This window comes from Halobacillus dabanensis, assembly GCF_900114165.1.
In the GTDB taxonomy this organism is placed as follows: domain Bacteria; phylum Bacillota; class Bacilli; order Bacillales; family Halobacillaceae; genus Halobacillus; species Halobacillus dabanensis.
Genome location: NZ_FOSB01000013.1, coordinates 1 through 16,576 on the forward strand (window position 1 = coordinate 1; position 16,576 = coordinate 16,576).

Annotated in this window: 14 protein-coding genes, 2 tRNA genes and 1 other annotated feature (1 of these 17 cut by a window edge); of the genes, 13 read left to right on the forward strand and 3 right to left on the reverse strand. The window is 43.4% G+C overall.

Translation table 11 applies throughout. From position 1 onward, the window contains the following. Positions 1-155 precede the first annotated feature (155 nt). Positions 156-227: transfer RNA gene (locus BMZ58_RS17740), tRNA-Glu, on the reverse strand. 20 nt (positions 228-247) lie between these two features. Beyond that, positions 248-324: transfer RNA gene (locus tag BMZ58_RS17745), tRNA-Met, on the reverse strand. 278 nt (positions 325-602) lie between these two features. Here BMZ58_RS17745 and spoIIE point away from each other — a divergent pair. The 9 genes from spoIIE (at position 603) to cysK (ending at position 12,085) form a co-directional block, all read left to right on the forward strand. Continuing rightward, complete coding sequence (spoIIE, locus tag BMZ58_RS17750; protein WP_075037889.1) at positions 603-3,050, forward strand: stage II sporulation protein E; 2,448 nt, start codon at positions 603-605, stop codon at positions 3,048-3,050. A gap of 63 nt (positions 3,051-3,113) precedes the next feature. After that, positions 3,114-3,851, forward strand: coding sequence for a vWA domain-containing protein (locus BMZ58_RS17755; protein ID WP_075037890.1), 738 nt, complete (start codon positions 3,114-3,116; stop codon positions 3,849-3,851). After that, the gene (locus BMZ58_RS17760) at positions 3,832-4,755 is read left to right on the forward strand and encodes a protein kinase domain-containing protein (protein WP_075037891.1); all 924 of its coding nucleotides are present in this window, start codon (positions 3,832-3,834) and stop codon (positions 4,753-4,755) included. The genes BMZ58_RS17755 and BMZ58_RS17760 overlap by 20 nt, the downstream gene beginning before the upstream one ends. A 77-nt stretch (positions 4,756-4,832) precedes the next feature. After that, on the forward strand, positions 4,833-6,227 hold the full coding sequence (gene tilS, locus BMZ58_RS17765) for a tRNA lysidine(34) synthetase TilS (protein ID WP_075037892.1): 1,395 nt from the start codon (positions 4,833-4,835) through the stop codon (positions 6,225-6,227). Positions 6,228-6,238: 11 nt separating this feature from the next. Then, a complete protein-coding gene (hpt, locus tag BMZ58_RS17770) occupies positions 6,239-6,778 on the forward strand; it encodes a hypoxanthine phosphoribosyltransferase (RefSeq protein ID WP_075037893.1) in 540 nt (179 codons plus the stop codon). A 117-nt stretch (positions 6,779-6,895) separates the two neighbouring features. Further along, entirely contained in the window at positions 6,896-8,941 is a 2,046-nt protein-coding gene (gene ftsH / locus BMZ58_RS17775) for an ATP-dependent zinc metalloprotease FtsH (protein ID WP_075037894.1), read from the forward strand. Positions 8,942-9,308: 367 nt separating this feature from the next. Further along, positions 9,309-10,100, forward strand: a complete 792-nt coding sequence (locus tag BMZ58_RS17780; protein ID WP_075037895.1) for a type III pantothenate kinase — start codon at positions 9,309-9,311, stop codon at positions 10,098-10,100. Between the two features lie 5 nt (positions 10,101-10,105). After that, positions 10,106-10,996, forward strand: a complete 891-nt coding sequence (gene hslO, locus BMZ58_RS17785) for an Hsp33 family molecular chaperone HslO (protein ID WP_075037896.1) — start codon at positions 10,106-10,108, stop codon at positions 10,994-10,996. A 159-nt stretch (positions 10,997-11,155) separates the two neighbouring features. Then, positions 11,156-12,085, forward strand: coding sequence for a cysteine synthase A (gene cysK / locus BMZ58_RS17790; protein ID WP_075037897.1), 930 nt, complete (start codon positions 11,156-11,158; stop codon positions 12,083-12,085). Positions 12,086-12,134: 49 nt separating this feature from the next. Here the strand turns inward: cysK and BMZ58_RS17795 are convergent, their stop codons facing one another. Then, complete coding sequence (locus BMZ58_RS17795) at positions 12,135-12,320, reverse strand: hypothetical protein (RefSeq protein WP_075037898.1); 186 nt, start codon at positions 12,318-12,320, stop codon at positions 12,135-12,137. Positions 12,321-12,480: 160 nt separating this feature from the next. Between BMZ58_RS17795 and folP the strand changes: the two genes are divergently transcribed. The 4 genes from folP to lysS all read left to right on the forward strand — a co-directional run bounded on the left by folP (position 12,481) and on the right by lysS (position 15,928). Beyond that, the gene (gene folP, locus BMZ58_RS17800; protein ID WP_075037899.1) at positions 12,481-13,314 is read left to right on the forward strand and encodes a dihydropteroate synthase; all 834 of its coding nucleotides are present in this window, start codon (positions 12,481-12,483) and stop codon (positions 13,312-13,314) included. Continuing rightward, on the forward strand, positions 13,307-13,672 hold the full coding sequence (gene folB / locus BMZ58_RS17805) for a dihydroneopterin aldolase (RefSeq protein WP_075037900.1): 366 nt from the start codon (positions 13,307-13,309) through the stop codon (positions 13,670-13,672). Before folP ends, folB begins: the two co-directional genes overlap by 8 nt. Beyond that, positions 13,669-14,166: a 2-amino-4-hydroxy-6-hydroxymethyldihydropteridine diphosphokinase gene (gene folK, locus BMZ58_RS17810; RefSeq protein WP_075037901.1), complete on the forward strand. Its 498-nt coding sequence runs from the start codon at positions 13,669-13,671 to the stop codon at positions 14,164-14,166. The genes folB and folK overlap by 4 nt, the downstream gene beginning before the upstream one ends. Positions 14,167-14,437: 271 nt before the next feature. Then, on the forward strand, positions 14,438-15,928 hold the full coding sequence (gene lysS, locus BMZ58_RS17815) for a lysine--tRNA ligase (protein ID WP_075037902.1): 1,491 nt from the start codon (positions 14,438-14,440) through the stop codon (positions 15,926-15,928). Positions 15,929-16,377: 449 nt separating this feature from the next. Continuing rightward, positions 16,378-16,576, forward strand: a sequence feature (16S ribosomal RNA rRNA prediction is too short); it runs 75 nt beyond the window's last position.

The following is a 16,576-nucleotide window of genomic DNA, read 5'->3' on the forward strand; positions in this document are numbered from 1 at the left end:
CGCTCAACCAGGCAACGAACCCCAAAACATCTCGAAATCAATTCTTCCACAATCCTGCCATATAGCTCAATAAACAGAAGGTTGGAAGTTGGTACATAAAAAAAGGGCGCCTCTTTTTTGGAGGCGCCCTTTTTTTAGGACAAAAATGTTTCTGATGACCCGTACGGGATTCGAACCCGTGTTACCGCCGTGAAAGGGCGGTGTCTTAACCACTTGACCAACGGGCCAATATGTATGAGAAAAATAATGGTAGCGGCGGAGGGGATCGAACCCCCGACCTCACGGGTATGAACCGTACGCTCTAGCCAGCTGAGCTACACCGCCATGTTTAGAAACTGTTTTCTCAAAGGCACAAGAAATATAATAAACCATGATAAATAAAGTGTCAACAACAAATAAAAATATCAGATAACTCTGTCTATTTCGCTAGGGAAATAAGGAGATTTTTGGAAGGTGAGGAGGGCTGGATAGGGGTAATTTGTAGAAGTAACCTTCGTTGTTGTGAAAACTATCGAAGTTTTTGTTTCTGCTTTCCTGTTGTTTTGACAAAATGCTTCTTCTGCGTGTGGTTTAATAGATTTCACAAAGAAGGAGTGATGAGAATGTTAGGAACTGTATCAAAGCGGGAAAATCGTCAGTCTGCGGTTAAAGGGTGGGGAATTGTGCAAGGAATGCAACGAGCTTCGTACGGTACGTTTTCTTTTATGGCGAACAAAGGGATCTTCCACATGGTCCTGGCACTATTATTAGGACGAGCCATTATTCTCTCTTCTATGGCCCCTTTTGGAGTAGCGTTCTTGGCGGTGATCTGGTGGCTAAAGCGTCCGCTCGTCATACCCGTGACGATTATGATGGCGGCCGGGGCTTCTACATACAGCTACGGTCACGCGGGGTTTATAGTAGGGGCGTCGACGACTTTTTTGCTCTTAAGTCTGGCATTACACAAAACAAGTCACCCCCAGAAATGGCTGCCAGCAATCGCCCTGTTAGCAAGCTTGATTCCGCGAACAGCGAGTCTCGCCTTGTTAGATCGTTGGCAGCTTTACGAAATTACATTGATGGTTGCAGAAGGAGTGCTCAGTTTCATTCTTGTACTAATCTTTATGCAGAGCATTCCGCTTTTAACACCACAAAGATATCAACCTACATTAAAGAATGAAGAAATTGTCTGTTTGATCATATTGCTGGCCTCTGTACTAACTGGGTTGATCGGTTGGCAAATCCATGGGGTTTCTGTTGTTGATATTTTTGCTAGATATTTAGTGATTTTACTTGCGTATATCGCTGGAGCGGCCATAGGTTCGACGGTTGGTGTGGTGACAGGGCTTGTGCTGAGTCTATCGAATATGGATCATATCTATCAAATGAGTTTGCTTGCTTTCTCCGGCTTGCTAGGGGGGCTGTTAAAAGAGGGGAAAAAGGCGGGCGTAAGTGCTGGTCTCATTGTGGGTACATTATTAATCGGCTTTTATGTGAGTAATGGAGCGGATTTCCCTTCTTCCTTATGGGCATCAGCCTGGGCGGTGGCTTTATTTATTCTCACTCCGAACTCATGGGTGAAACAATTATCAAGATATGTTCCGGGTACAGATGAACATCATTCGGAACAGGAAAAATACTTACAGAAAGTGCGAGACGTCACGGCTGTTCGGGTCGGGAAGTTTTCGGACGTTTTTCAGGCTTTATCGAAAAGTTTCACACACTTGGAAGCACCGAAGGAGGATAGTGGCGAAGCAGAAGAAATTGATTACTTTTTAAGCCATGTGACGGAAAAAACATGCCAATCATGCTTTAAGAAGGAAAAATGTTGGGTCAATCAGTTTGACGACACCCATAACTTAATGACGGATCTTATGCATGAATTGGATGAGAAAGGGGAGCCGAGCCGTGTCATGAGAAAGAATGTCGATCAACATTGTGTGAAACCGCAAAAGTTGATCGATACAATGAATCATGAATTATCTTTTTATCATGCAAACAAACAATTGAAGCGGCAAGTGTTGGAGAGTCGTAAATTTGTAGCTGAGCAGCTGCAAGGGGTTTCTGATGTCATGAATAACTTTGCAAAGGAGATTGTAAAAGAGCGGGAGCAACATGAGCATAAAGAACAAGTGATTTATAACGCCTTGGAGCGGATGGGGATGGTGATACAAAAGTTAGAAATCTACTCTTTAGATGCAGGAAATATAGATCTTGAGTTAATTGCGGAGATTGATAATTATAGAGGAGAAGGTGCGAAAATCATTGCCCCGGTGTTGTGCGATATACTGGGGGAAACAATTGTTGTGACCATGGAGGAAATTTCTCCATACCCACAGGGGAGGTGCTATTTATCATTTGGGTCAGCCAAACACTATTCTATTGAATCTGGAGTTGCACATGCTGCAAAAGGGGGAGGGTTTATATCAGGAGACAGCTTTACAATGATGGAATTAGGAAGGGGAAAGTATGCTTTAGCAATCAGTGATGGTATGGGTAACGGTGAACGTGCTCATGAGGAAAGTATGGAGACGCTTCGGCTTTTGAAACAAATCCTGCAATCTGGGATACAGGAATCCGTGGCGATCCAATCAATCAATTCCATTTTGTCTTTGCGGACAAATGATGAAATATTTTCTACTTTGGATTTAGCTGTGATTGACCTTCATAAGGCTACATCCAAGTTTGTCAAGGTCGGTAGCACACCGAGCTTTATAAAAAGAGGAGATAAAATATTTACAGTAGAATCCGGTAACCTGCCGATGGGAATTATACCGGAAGTCGATGTTGATATGAGGAGTGAGCAACTAAAGGCAGGTGATTTCCTCATCATGATGAGTGATGGGATCTTAGAAGGACCAAAACAAATTGGAAACGTAGAAATGTGGCTGAAGCGAAAAATCCGGGAGATATCGGATAAAGACCCTCAAGTAATGGCTGATCTTTTATTAGAAGAGGTGATACGGACACAGTCTGGTGCAATTGTTGATGATATGACCATCATTGTGGCACGTATCGATCGTTATATGCCGGAATGGACATCGATCCCTTCCGAGAAAAAAGAGGCATAAACTGGTATAGAATTCCTCTGTTTCGGCGAAGATGGAAGCAACGAAACAGGAGGGATATTCACTATGAAACCAGGCCGATTGAAGCAGATTCTTTTATTGACGGATGGATGCTCGAACCATGGAGAAGACCCGGTTGTCGTAGCAGCACTAGCGAGAAATCAGGGCGTAACGGTCAATGTGATTGGCGTTCTTGACGATCGGCAAAACAGCAAGCCTCAAGGGCTTGATGAAGTAGAATCGATTGCTGAGGCAGGTGGAGGCGTCAGTCAAATTGTATATCAAAAAAGTTTGTCCCAAACCGTGCAAATGGTTACGAGACAAGCCATGACTCAAACGATTCAAGGTGTCGTGAATAAAGAACTGCAAGAAATTCTAGGGAAAGATCAAACGATTGAAGAGCTTCCCCCGGAACAACGAGGTGAAGTAGTAGAAGTGGTGGATGAATTGGGGGAGAGCTGTGATCTCGAGGTGCTTGTGCTAGTCGACACAAGCGCAAGTATGCATCACAAACTCCCGACAGTAAAGGAGGCGCTTTTCGATCTTTCCCTGAGTTTGAATGCCAGGTCTGGATCGAATCAATTCAGTGTTTTTGCATTCCCGGATCCAAAGAAAACAATTACTAAAATGGTGAACTGGACGCCGGAGTTAGGGGAACTTCATGGGATTTTCTCAAAATTGAACAGTGGGGGATACACTCCGACTGGTCCTGCTTTGAAAGAAGCTCTATATGCTTTTGCAGAAAAACCATTATCTGATCGTATGAAAGATGGGGAAGATCCTTATGAAGAAACGGGCTTTTGATATCACTCCGGGCAGTTGCCTCGCAGGAAAGTGGAACGGACATACTTATACCATCATAAAAAAACTGGGTTCAGGAGCTTGTGGAATTGTTTTTTTATGCCGATCAAGCCAAGGGGATACGTATGCCTTGAAAGTCGGTGAGGACAGTTCACGTATGATGATGGAAGTAAATATGCTTAAGAAGTTCAGCAAGGTCCAAGGGGCGAAACTTGGGCCTTCTTTTGTGGATGTAGATGATTGGGTCAGTCCTGACAGGAAGACTCACCCTTTTTACGTGATGGAATATATCGATGGAGTCCCGTTAAAGCATTTTTTAAAAGGGAAATCGAAGGAATGGGTAGGAATAATTGCAATTCAGTTGCTGTCAGATTTAGAAAACCTTCATAATGAGGGATATGTTTTCGGTGATTTGAAGACGGATAATTTGCTGATTGGAAATTCAAGGGTTCGTTGGATTGATGTCGGGGGGGTAACAGCCACTGGCCGTGCAATCAAGGAGTATACGGAGTTTTATGATCGTGGATACTGGGGGCGCGGTTCCAGGAAAGCGGAACCTACTTATGACCTGTTTGCTGTGACAATGATTTTGCTTGAGATGAGTTATCCTAAACGGTTCGAAAAAGGAAATCACCCAGAAAAGACGTTAGAAGCAAAGCTGTCCGCTTCACCATTACTAAAACCTTACCGAAAGATTATTCAACAATGTTGGATGGGGAAAATCCAGGACGCTGCGGAAATGAAAAATAAATTTTCTTCCATCCTACTTAAACGAAGCGGGAAGAGAAGTTCTTCACGTATGCAGAAACGTTTGACGACCCAGGAGTCGGATAATGTCGAACTAGCAGCCCTATCTCTAATGGCGGGGGTCGTATTCGGTGTGTCGATTTTTAGTTTTTGGATATAGTAGTTAATCTTTTGCAGTGGACAGGAATAGTGATACGATAGGAAGGGATATAAAGAATGAGGCAGGGGGAAACTCCGATGGATCAATACGTCCATTCGTTCATCTTGAAACATCAATTAATAAAGTCGCACCAAACATTGCTGGTGGCTGTATCAGGTGGTCCGGATTCTATCGCTTTGCTCCATTATTTGTGTGCGATTAGGAAGACGACACCCATCCACCTCATTGCCTTATCTGTCAATCATAATCTAAGAGGAGAAGACGCAGAAGAAGACCTCCGATATGTAGAAGAAGTATGTAGAAATTGGGGTGTTGAATTTGTTGGAACTTCTGTAGATGTGAATTCGTATAAAATAAAGACGGGACAAGGTACACAAGAAGCGGCAAGGGACCTTCGATATCAATTTTTCGAAGAAATGATGCATGCATATGAAGCAGACGCTTTAGCAATGGGGCATCATGGGGATGACCAGGCAGAAACGATCATGATGCAGATGGTGCGTAGTGCGCGGCCGGAAGCGGTCCAGGGAATTCCTGTAGAACGTCCTTTTGCATGCGGGAGGATTATCAGGCCATTCCTTTGCATTTCCAAAGAACAAATCAACAGTTATCTACAACAGCATGACTTGGAAGCACGTATCGATCCTTCCAACGCCCAAACAGAATATACCCGCAATGCTTTTCGCCATTATGTTTTGCCTTTTATGAAAGAGCGAAACCCGCGCTTCCATCAGCATATGCAGGCATGGAGCGAAAGGGTCAGGAGTGAACGTGCATACATAAACGAAGAAGCAAAAAAAGTTTTAGAAGCTGTCCACTTTTCTTCAAATGTTGAGAAATTCGTACAATTTTCAAATCAAACTTTCAAAACATTCCCGCTTGCTTTACAAAGGACTGCCTTTCATCTAATATTGAACTATCTGTATGTGAAGCAAAACGAAGACATTTCTTACTTGCATGAAGAAATGTTCATGAATCTATTAAATGATGATAAACCGAATGTATCCCTTGATTTCCCGCAAGGTCTTAAAATTACTCGCGCCTATGATGAAATCACCTTTTCTTTCAATGAAATAAAGAAAGAGGGAGGATTTCACCATCACCTACAGGTCGGAGATCGAGCATATTTCCCTGATGGATCATGGATGGATGCCGAGTGGAGCCAGACCGATGAAGAAGAGGATCATTATACTTATGTATGTGATTCGCATCACGTAAATTTCCCTCTCGTCGTTCGTACGAGGCAAAACGGGGACCGGATACGTGTGAGGGGAATGAATGGGTCGAAAAAAGTGAAGGATATTTTTATCGATCAGAAAATCCCCGCCCGTTTGCGAGATACATGGCCGATAGTAACCGATCAGTCAGGTGAGGTGCTTTGGGTCGTCGGTTTAAAAAAAGGTGGAGAGAATCCCGGCTTTTCATCAGGTCCATGGCTTCGGTTATATTATAAAAACAAAGCAGACACGTAGGAGGAGCAATCATGCATAACGAAATTGAAAAGGTCTTGATTTCCGAAGAAGAAATTCAAGCGAAATGTAAAGAGCTGGGGGCCCAGTTGACAGAGGAGTACGAAGGACGCTTTCCTTTGGCAATCGGTGTGTTGAAGGGTGCCACTCCTTTCATGACTGACCTTTTGAAACGTATGGAAACACACCTGGAGATGGACTTCATGGACGTGTCCAGTTATCACGGAGGTATGGAATCTTCAGGAGAGGTCAAAATTGTTAAAGACCTGGATACGAAGGTGGAAGGTCGAGACATATTGATTATTGAAGATATTATTGATAGTGGTCGGACGCTTGCCTATCTTGTCGATTTGTTCAAGTACCGCAAAGCAAAGTCGATAAAGATTGTCACACTTCTTGATAAACCAACAGGTAGAAGTGCAGACATTAAAGCAGACACAGTAGGATTTGAAGTACCAGATGAATTTGTGGTTGGTTACGGTTTGGATTACCAAGAGAAATACCGTAATCTCCCTTATGTCGGAGTATTGAAGCCTGAAGTTTATGGTGGATGAACATAATTTCTGCGAAAGTGGTTTGAAAATGTTCATGTCAAGGGTAATTAGTTGTGTCGTCCGTTTTTGGTATGGTAGTATTTACTATAGTTTTTCTCGTTTGGGAGGAGGTAGGCAATGAACCGGATCTTTCGTAATACCATATTTTACTTACTTATCTTCCTCGTTGTTATCGGCGTGGTCGGTTTATTCCGAGGTCAAGGTGATCCGCAAACAGAATATAACGTCAATGAGTTTTACAATAAATTGAATAATGGTGAAATTGAGGAGATGACCATCCAGCCTGTCAATGGGGTGATGCGCATCACAGGTCAGGAACAAGGAGCAGAAGAAGGGGAAACCTTCATTACTCAAGTACCTGCAAACGATGAAATGATTGCGAACATTACAGAAACAGCCCAGGAGCAGAGTGTACTGAATGTGGAACAAGAAGAACAGCCAAGTGCTTGGGTGACATTTCTAACTTCCATCATTCCTTTCGTCATCATCTTTATCTTATTCTTCTTCTTGCTTAATCAGGCTCAAGGCGGCGGTAGTCGTGTCATGAACTTTGGTAAGAGTAAGGCGAAGATGTACTCGGAAGAGAAGAAGAAAGTACGCTTCAAGGATGTAGCCGGAGCAGATGAAGAGAAGCAAGAGCTTGTAGAGGTCGTGGACTTCTTGAAAGACCCTCGTAAATTCTCTGCTGTCGGTGCTCGTATTCCAAAAGGTGTTCTATTAGTTGGACCACCAGGTACAGGTAAGACATTGCTGGCCCGTGCTGTTGCTGGTGAGGCTGGTGTACCATTCTTTTCCATCAGTGGTTCCGACTTCGTTGAGATGTTCGTTGGTGTGGGTGCCTCACGTGTTCGTGATTTGTTCGAAAACGCCAAAAAGAACGCCCCTGGCATCATCTTTATTGATGAGATCGATGCGGTTGGTCGACAACGTGGCGCTGGACTTGGTGGAGGACACGATGAACGTGAACAAACATTGAACCAACTGCTTGTTGAAATGGATGGTTTTGGAGTCAATGAGGGAATTATCATCATTGCAGCCACTAACCGACCGGATATTCTGGACCCAGCACTTCTGCGTCCTGGTCGTTTCGACCGTCAAATTACGGTGGACCGTCCAGATGTCAAAGGACGTGAAGCTGTGCTTACTGTTCACACGAAGGACAAGCCACTTTCTGAAAATGTTGATTTGAAGACGATTGCTCTTCGTACTCCAGGCTTCTCTGGGGCTGATTTAGAGAACTTATTAAACGAAGCTGCTCTTGTGGCTGCTCGTGGAGATAAGAGCAAAATCGATATGAATGATGTAGACGAAGCCATTGATCGTGTCATCGCAGGACCAGCCAAGAAGAGCCGGGTCATTTCTAAGAAAGAACGTGACATTGTTGCTCATCACGAAAGTGGACACACCGTAATTGGCATGGTGCTTGATGATGCAGACATGGTTCACAAGGTGACCATCGTCCCTCGTGGCCAAGCAGGCGGCTATGCCGTTATGCTTCCTAAAGAAGACCGTTACTTCATGACCAAGCCTGAATTGTTCGACAAGATTACTGGCTTACTAGGTGGCCGAGTTGCTGAAGAAATAATCTTCGGTGAAGTAAGTACCGGCGCCCATAACGATTTCCAGCGTGCAACTAATATTGCCCGGAAAATGGTTACTGAGTATGGCATGAGTGAAAAGCTTGGACCATTACAGTTCGGCTCCAACTCTGGTGGACAGGTCTTCTTGGGTCGTGACATTCAGAATGAGCAGAACTATAGTGATCAAATCGCTTATGAAATTGATCAGGAAGTGAAGAACTTCATTCAATACTGTTATGATCGTGCGAAGACGATCTTGACAGAGAATAAAGATAAACTCGAATTGATCGCGAAGACGTTGTTGGATGTCGAAACTCTCGACGCTACACAAATCCGTTCCCTATTCGATAAAGGCCGTCTGCCTACAGATGAAGAACTTGAAGCTCTTGCGCAGGAAAATAACGCCAAGATCAAGAACAATACTTCTTCTACAGATGAAGATGTACGGGTGAACATTCAATCTAAAGAAGACGAGCAAAAAGAAGAGCAGGAAAAGACGAACGGTGCTTCCGATGAAGCGACTCGCCCAGAAAATCAAACCGAAAGTGAAGATTCTTCTGATTCAGAAGATCGTCGCTCTTAATGATTCAAACCACACTGCCCTTGGGCGGTGTGGTTTTTTTATGGTAAGAAGATTTATGGAAATTATAGTGGTAAATCCCCTTTGAGATGGGTTAAGTCCATCTCCTGCTCTCATATCGTTTGGAAGCAGGGATACGCTTCTTTGTCTGTTTTACTTTTGCGATTCGCGCCTGACAAGGTCACTTAATATTTATTTTATCCAATGCTTACACCTTAGAGGTCCTGGAGAAAGTGCCACCGAGTAATATCATATAACTTTGTCAAGGGTTAGCAAGGTGCTTTTGTTTTGTTCTGTGTTTGTTGAAGGCGAACAAACCGATCTTGTGATATGATGGGAGCCGAAGGAAATGACACGGGAGGCTACATGTATGAATTTTGTCCTTGATGTTGGAAATACCAATACTGTGTTAGGTGTTTTTGAGAACAGCTCTTTAAAATATCAATGGAGGATTAAAACGGATCGTCATAAAACAGAAGATGAATTCGGTGTGCTTATAAAATCTTTGTTCGATTATGAAGGGTTGAAATTTGAAGATATGGATGGCGTAATCATTTCTTCCGTCGTCCCACCTATAATGTTTGCACTTGAGCGTATGTCTCGTTATTATTTTAAAAAGCAGCCGATGATTATCGGAGAGGGAACCGTCGACCATGGTTTACCTATGAAATACCCGAATCCTCATGAAATAGGGGCGGATCGTGTCGTCAATGCTGTAGGGGCAATTGACGAATATTCCTTACCCTTAGTCATCATCGATTTTGGGACTGCTACTACCTACTGCTACATTAATGCAGAAGGAGAATACTTGGGAGGTGCTATTGCCCCTGGAATCAACATTTCTATGGAAGCCCTATACGCCAAAGCGGCTAAGTTGCCAAAAATAGAAATAAAGAGTCCAGATCATGTGATAGGGCAAAGTACAGTAGAAGCCATGCAATCGGGGGTTTACTATGGGTATGTCGGGCAGGTGGATGAGGTTGTCCGGAGGATGAAGGAAACTGCAGACCAAACGCCAACTGTCATTGCTACGGGTGGATTGGCTAATTTGATTGCTGGGCAGTCGAGGACCATTGACCATGTAGACCCATATCTAACCTTAAAAGGTCTCCACAAAATATATCAACGGAACAAAGGGAATAATGCATTTAAAGGAGAATGAAAAGCATGTCAGATTATTTAGTGCGAGCTATAGCTTTTGATGGACAAGTCAGAGCTTACGCTACCAAATCAACAGAAACGGTAGAAGAGGCGAGACGCAGACAAGATACATGGCCGACCACAGCAGCCGCTCTTGGTAGAACACTTACGATTAGTGGGATGATGGGGGCAATGCTGAAAGGCGACGATAAAATTACTGTTAAAGTCGAGGGTGACGGACCTGCGGGTGCAATCATTACAGATGCCAACTCGAAAGGTGAAGTAAGAGGGTACGTTAAGAACCCTCATGTAGACTTCGACTTGAACCCACAAGGTAAACTTGATGTGGCGAGGGCTGTCGGAACATCAGGGACGCTAAGTATCGTGAAGGACTTAGGGATGAGGGACCATTTCACAGGCCAAGTACCGCTTGTATCTGGAGAAATAAGTGAAGATTTCACCTATTATTTCGCGAATTCTGAGCAGGTGCCTTCAGCTGTAGGGGCAGGAGTGCTTGTCGATACAGACTATTCTATACTTGCTGCCGGAGGATTCATCATCCAGATGATGCCTGGGGCAGAGGAAGAGACAACAAGTCAAATTGAAAAAAGATTATCAGAAATGCCGGCAATTTCTTCACTAGTACGCGACGGTAAGTCACCGGAAGAGATTTTACACACTGTTCTTGGGGAAGACAATGTACAAGTGTTAGATACAATGCCACTGAAATTTCAATGTCACTGTTCACGTGAACGTGTAGAAACAGCGATTGCGAGTCTCGGAGATGAAGAAATACAGCGCATGATTGATGAAGATCAAGGGGCAGAAGCAAAATGCCACTTTTGTAATGAAGATTATCAATTCACTGCAAAAGAGTTAGAAGGATTACAGTCGGAAGATTCAAATTCATCCTCATAACGAATTTTAGAGGGAGAATCATCAATGGCGGAACATTTGTTTCGCCATTTTCACTACATTTTTCCTGGCCAACATGATTGAAATGTTTGACAATTAACCCGAGTTTAAGTACATTAGGGTTAAATCCTATTAAAATACTTGGTTTTGGGAGTGGATGAAATGAGAATCGTAAACAACGTAAGTGAATTAGTCGGCCAAACGCCAATGGTGAAACTAAACGGAAGTGCAGAAGAAGATAGTGCAGATATTTATCTGAAACTAGAATATATGAACCCGGGAAGTTCAGTGAAGGATCGTATCGCACTTTCCATGATCGAAGAGGCTGAAAAAGATGGCCGTCTAAAAGAAGGAGATACGATCGTAGAACCAACAAGCGGCAATACGGGTATTGGGTTAGCAATGATTGCAGCAGCTAAAGGGTATAAAGCGATTCTCGTCATGCCTGATACTATGAGTCAAGAAAGACGTAATTTATTACGTGCTTATGGAGCGGAATTGGTGTTGACTCCTGGTAGTGAAGGGATGAAAGGAGCTATTAAAAAAGCTGCTGACCTTCAAGAGAAGGAAGGTTACTTCCTGCCACAACAGTTCAATAATGAAGCAAACCCTCTGATTCACGAAAAGACAACAGGTCCCGAAATTGTTGAACAAATGGGAGATCAGCTGGACGCCTTTGTTTCTGGAATTGGTACAGGTGGAACAATTACAGGGGCTGGAAAAGTGTTGAAGGAAAAGTATCCGGATATCAAAATTTACGCAATCGAGCCAGAAGAGTCCCCTGTCCTTTCAGGTGGCAACCCAGGACCACATAAGATCCAGGGAATCGGAGCAGGATTCGTCCCAGGTATCTTGAATACAGAAATTTATGATGAAGTCGTTCAAGTGTCGAAAGAAGATTCTTTCCATGCAGCAAGAGAAGCTGCTAGGAAAGATGGCATCCTAGGCGGAATTTCATCAGGCTCCGCGATCCACGTAGCGAAACAGGTTGCTAAAAAGCTTGGAAAAGGGAAGAAAGTTGTGGCGGTTCTCCCGAGTAATGGGGAACGTTACCTCTCTACCCCTCTTTACCAATTTGAAGATGAGCAATAAATCAAATAAAAACTGTACCTCACTGGGGTGCAGTTTTTATTTTTTTTGACTATAAAGGTTTCATGATGTCGATAAATGTCCCGAACAGCTTCTCCAGACGAGCACCAATCTTGTCAGAAACAATGTCCTGACAAAGGAAAGGTGGCATTTCTCCCCCTGTTTTGTTGATGGGTGCGTTTTGGTCAGAGGCTGCCTTGCCAGCTTCAGTAGCAGCTTCAACCAGGTCTTGATTCAATCTCCACTGTGACCAAGGAAGTCATATGGAGTTTTGCCTTATTTCTTATGGGGGTAGCGCTGCGCCCCCGCCTTTTTTTGGAAAATCCTGGGTATGATATAAATCTTGAAATGTTGTAAGATAGGGAAAGAGTATGCATTAAAGAAACGAGGCGAGAACAATGGTCACTGTACTACGCACACCAGAAAAAACTTATGATCTAACTAAACAAACCCTTGTTATGGGGATAGTGAATATTACCCCTGATTCTTTTTCCGACGGCGGGAGCTACTTGGAAGTGGATCGCGCTATCAAACAGGCCGAGAAGCTAGAGAGAGAAGGAGCTCACATTATCGATATTGGTGGAGAGTCTACACGACCAGGACACGAGCCTGTTTCGGTTGAAGAAGAGCTGGCGCGGGTAATTCCTGCAATTCAAGCTATAAAACAGGCTGTTCATATTCCTATCTCTATTGATACTTATAAATCAAAAGTAGCGGAAAAAGCTGTACAGGCCGGTGCGTCCATTATCAATGATGTTTGGGGTGCGATTAAAGACCCGGAAATAGCAGCTGTAGCGGCTCGTCATGATGTACCAATCATCCTCACTCATAACCGTACCAACCGTGAATACATCTCACTGGTGGATGATGTGAAGAAAGACTTGATAAAAAGTATTAACATAGCAAAAAAGGCGGGAGTGAAGGAAGAAAATATCATTCTCGATCCCGGTGTCGGCTTTGCTAAAACCCAAGGGGATAATTTGAAGATTATGCGACACTTGGAGGACCTACATGAGCTTGGTTATCCGATCCTGCTCGGCACCTCGAGGAAATCCTTTATTGGTGCGGTATTGGACCTTCCTAAAGAAGAGCGTATGGAAGGGACAGGGGCTACTGTATGCTATGGTGTTTCCCAGGGGGTCGAAATCGTGCGCGTCCACGATGTAGAACCGATTGTAAGAATGACCAAAATGATGGATGCAATGATTGGAAAGGGTGAAGAGAATGGATAAAATTTATTTAAACCAAATGGAATTTTGGGGTTATCACGGACTGTTTCCAGAAGAAAACAAACTAGGTCAGCGCTTTTATGTAGATCTGGAGTTAGAACTTGACTTAAAGCCGGCAGCGGAATCGGATGACATGACGAAGTCCATCGATTATGGCGCTATTTACGAAGTCACAAAAAAGATAGTGGAGGGAAAAGCCAATAAATTAGTTGAAACCGTTGCTGAAAATATAGCATCAAAGCTTTTCGAAGAATTCAGCCTGTTAGAAGGTTGCCTCGTGAAGGTATATAAACCAGACCCTCCAATCCCTGGCCATTACAAGTCCGTAGCCATAGAGATACAACGGAGTCGACCTGCATGAATACTGCATACATTGCGCTCGGTTCAAACATTTCTCCAAGAGAGGTTTTTTTGAAAGATGCTATTACCCTTTTGGATGACCATGAAGGAATTGAAGTTAGGAAGAAATCCGCCGTTTATGAAACAGCTCCTGTCGGCTATATGGAGCAAAGTGATTTCTTGAATATGGTGATTGTGGTCCGGACACGACTGAATCCTTTTGACCTCTTACAATATTGCCAACAAATTGAGGGAGGATTAGGGAGGGAAAGGGTAGTCAAGTGGGGGCCTCGCACGATAGACCTTGATATTTTGCTTTTTAATCATGAAAATATGAATGTAGAGTTCTTAACGATTCCTCACCCCCATATGCACGAGCGGGCATTTGTAATGGTTCCTTTAGCAGATGTCGCCCCTCAAGCCTATATGCCCCACCTCCGACAGACTGCTGGTGAAGCTGTTGAATTACTGCCGTCAGAGGAAGTCAACAGTATAAGGGAATGGGGAAGGATTTAATTCACGTTTTATATTACGGATGAAGGAAAAGTAGTATTCGTAGATAAGTAAAGTATAGGAAGGTAAAAGGGGGACCCTACGATGGTTAACATCCTATATGAGTTCTAGTTGGATGGAAGAGAAAATAAAAGCTTCTTAAACCCTTTGACATTGACACGTCCATAGGACTTTTTTATACTAAACCATAGTTAGATGCTGCCAGTCCCATGCTGGCAGTTTTTGTTATTGTGACGGGAAGTAACCGAAAATATCAGGGAATGGAGTGATAGCAATGACAGAAGAACTCAACGAACACATGCGGGTGCGCCGCGATAAGATGAATGCTCATCGTGAGCAGGGCGTTGATCCGTTCGGAGATAAATTCGAACGTACAGATTATGCACAAGGCTTAATAGAGAAATATGACCAATATACTAAAGAGGAACTGGAAGAGAAACAATTCCCAGCAACGATCGCCGGCCGTATTATGACGAAGCGAGGTAAAGGGAAAGCTGGCTTCGCTCATATCCAAGACGTTACAGGGCAGATTCAGTTATATGTCCGTAAAGATGAAATTGGGGAAGAAGCATATGACAATCTATTCAAATCAGCAGACTTAGGGGACATCGTCGGTATATCCGGAGTGATGTTCAAGACGAATGTAGGAGAGCTATCTGTCAAAGCGGGTGACTACCAACTACTTACGAAATCACTTCGACCACTTCCTGAAAAGTTTCATGGCTTGCAAGATGTGGAACAGCGCTATCGCCAACGTTACTTGGATTTAATAACAAATCCTGATAGCAGGGATACGTTCGTGTTACGTAGTAAAATCATTCAATCTATGCGCCGTTATTTGGATGGTCTCGGCTTCCTGGAAGTTGAAACACCATTAATGCACGGTATAGCAGGGGGAGCATCTGCTCGTCCGTTCGTTACACATCATAATGCATTAGATATGCAATTATATATGCGTATCGCTATAGAGCTTCATTTAAAACGCCTGATTGTCGGTGGTTTGGAGAAAGTTTATGAAATTGGACGCGTCTTCCGTAATGAAGGGATCTCCACAAGGCACAACCCAGAATTTACTATGATAGAGCTATATGAAGCCTATGCCGACTATCATGACACCATGAATTTGACGGAAAATATGGTGGCGCATATTGCTAAAGAAGTCCTTGGCACCACTAAAGTGAAATATAATGACCAAGAAATCGACCTTGAACCTGAGTGGACACGTCTGCATATGGTAGATGCGATCAAAGAATATACGGGTGTGGACTTCTTTGAGCAAATGTCCGATGAACGTGCGAAAGAACTTGCAAAAGAGCATGGTATTGAAATTAAAGATACGATGACGTTTGGCCATATTGTAAATGAATTCTTTGAACAACGAGTAGAGGAGAAGTTAATCCAGCCGACCTTCATTTATGGTCACCCTATTGAAATTTCTCCCCTGGCTAAAAAGAATCCTGAAGATGATCGTTTTACTGATCGTTTCGAACTGTTCATTGTTGGACGTGAACATGCGAATGCGTTCTCTGAACTTAACGATCCTATAGATCAGCGCCAAAGATTTGAAGCACAATTGAAAGAAAGAGAAGAAGGTAATGATGAAGCGCATATGATGGATGATGACTTCCTTGAAGCACTAGAGTATGGCATGCCTCCAACGGGCGGATTGGGAATCGGAATTGACCGTCTTGTCATGTTGCTTACAAATTCACCATCAATCCGTGACGTCTTACTCTTCCCGCAAATGAGAAATCGCGAATCATAATGTTTGAGTAAACCCCCCGGATATCAACCGGGGGGTTTATTATTGGGAAGTAGATATATATCTAATATGCTCAGCTAGTTTATTGCGGAATAATAATCTGAATTATTTTTTATTGTAAAAACCCTTGCTTTACTCTAAAAGCCGTGATAAATTATTACTTGTCGCATTAAGAGAGCGGCAATCCGCAAACAACTTAAAAAATAAATCATAAAAAGTTGTTGACGAAAACAACGATAGATGATATATTAATTAAGTCGCTGTTTTGAAGCGGCAAACGGAATATTTGATCTTTGAAAACTGAACGAACCAACCAGTACGTCAAGATATCTCTTCTATAATAGAAGAGAATGAAAACAAGCACATTCGGTGTGCAAATGAGCAAGTCAAACTTAACTTTTATGGAGAGTTTGATCCTGGCTCAGGACGAACGCTGGCGGCGTGCCTAATACATGCAAGTCGAGCGCGGGAAGCGAGTGGATCCCTTCGGGGTGAAGCTCGTGGAACGAGCGGCGGACGGGTGAGTAACACGTGGGCAACCTGCCTGTAAGACCGGAATAACCCCGGGAAACCGGGGCTAATGCCGGGTAATACTTTTCTTCGCATGAAGGAAAGTTGAAAGATGGCTTCTCGCTATCACTTACAGATGGG

Excerpts from the sequence above, each read along its gene's own strand:
- spoIIE (WP_075037889.1), top strand. The coding sequence starts at position 603 with ATGTTAGGAACTGTATCAAAGCGGGAAAATCGTCAGTCTGCGGTTAAA.
- BMZ58_RS17755 (WP_075037890.1), top strand. The coding sequence starts at position 3,114 with ATGAAACCAGGCCGATTGAAGCAGATTCTTTTATTGACGGATGGATGC.
- BMZ58_RS17760 (WP_075037891.1), top strand. The coding sequence starts at position 3,832 with ATGAAGAAACGGGCTTTTGATATCACTCCGGGCAGTTGCCTCGCAGGA.
- tilS (WP_075037892.1), top strand. The coding sequence starts at position 4,833 with ATGGATCAATACGTCCATTCGTTCATCTTGAAACATCAATTAATAAAG.
- hpt (WP_075037893.1), top strand. The coding sequence starts at position 6,239 with ATGCATAACGAAATTGAAAAGGTCTTGATTTCCGAAGAAGAAATTCAA.
- ftsH (WP_075037894.1), top strand. The coding sequence starts at position 6,896 with ATGAACCGGATCTTTCGTAATACCATATTTTACTTACTTATCTTCCTC.
- BMZ58_RS17780 (WP_075037895.1), top strand. The coding sequence starts at position 9,309 with ATGAATTTTGTCCTTGATGTTGGAAATACCAATACTGTGTTAGGTGTT.
- hslO (WP_075037896.1), top strand. The coding sequence starts at position 10,106 with ATGTCAGATTATTTAGTGCGAGCTATAGCTTTTGATGGACAAGTCAGA.
- cysK (WP_075037897.1), top strand. The coding sequence starts at position 11,156 with ATGAGAATCGTAAACAACGTAAGTGAATTAGTCGGCCAAACGCCAATG.
- folP (WP_075037899.1), top strand. The coding sequence starts at position 12,481 with ATGGTCACTGTACTACGCACACCAGAAAAAACTTATGATCTAACTAAA.
- folB (WP_075037900.1), top strand. The coding sequence starts at position 13,307 with ATGGATAAAATTTATTTAAACCAAATGGAATTTTGGGGTTATCACGGA.
- folK (WP_075037901.1), top strand. The coding sequence starts at position 13,669 with ATGAATACTGCATACATTGCGCTCGGTTCAAACATTTCTCCAAGAGAG.
- lysS (WP_075037902.1), top strand. The coding sequence starts at position 14,438 with ATGACAGAAGAACTCAACGAACACATGCGGGTGCGCCGCGATAAGATG.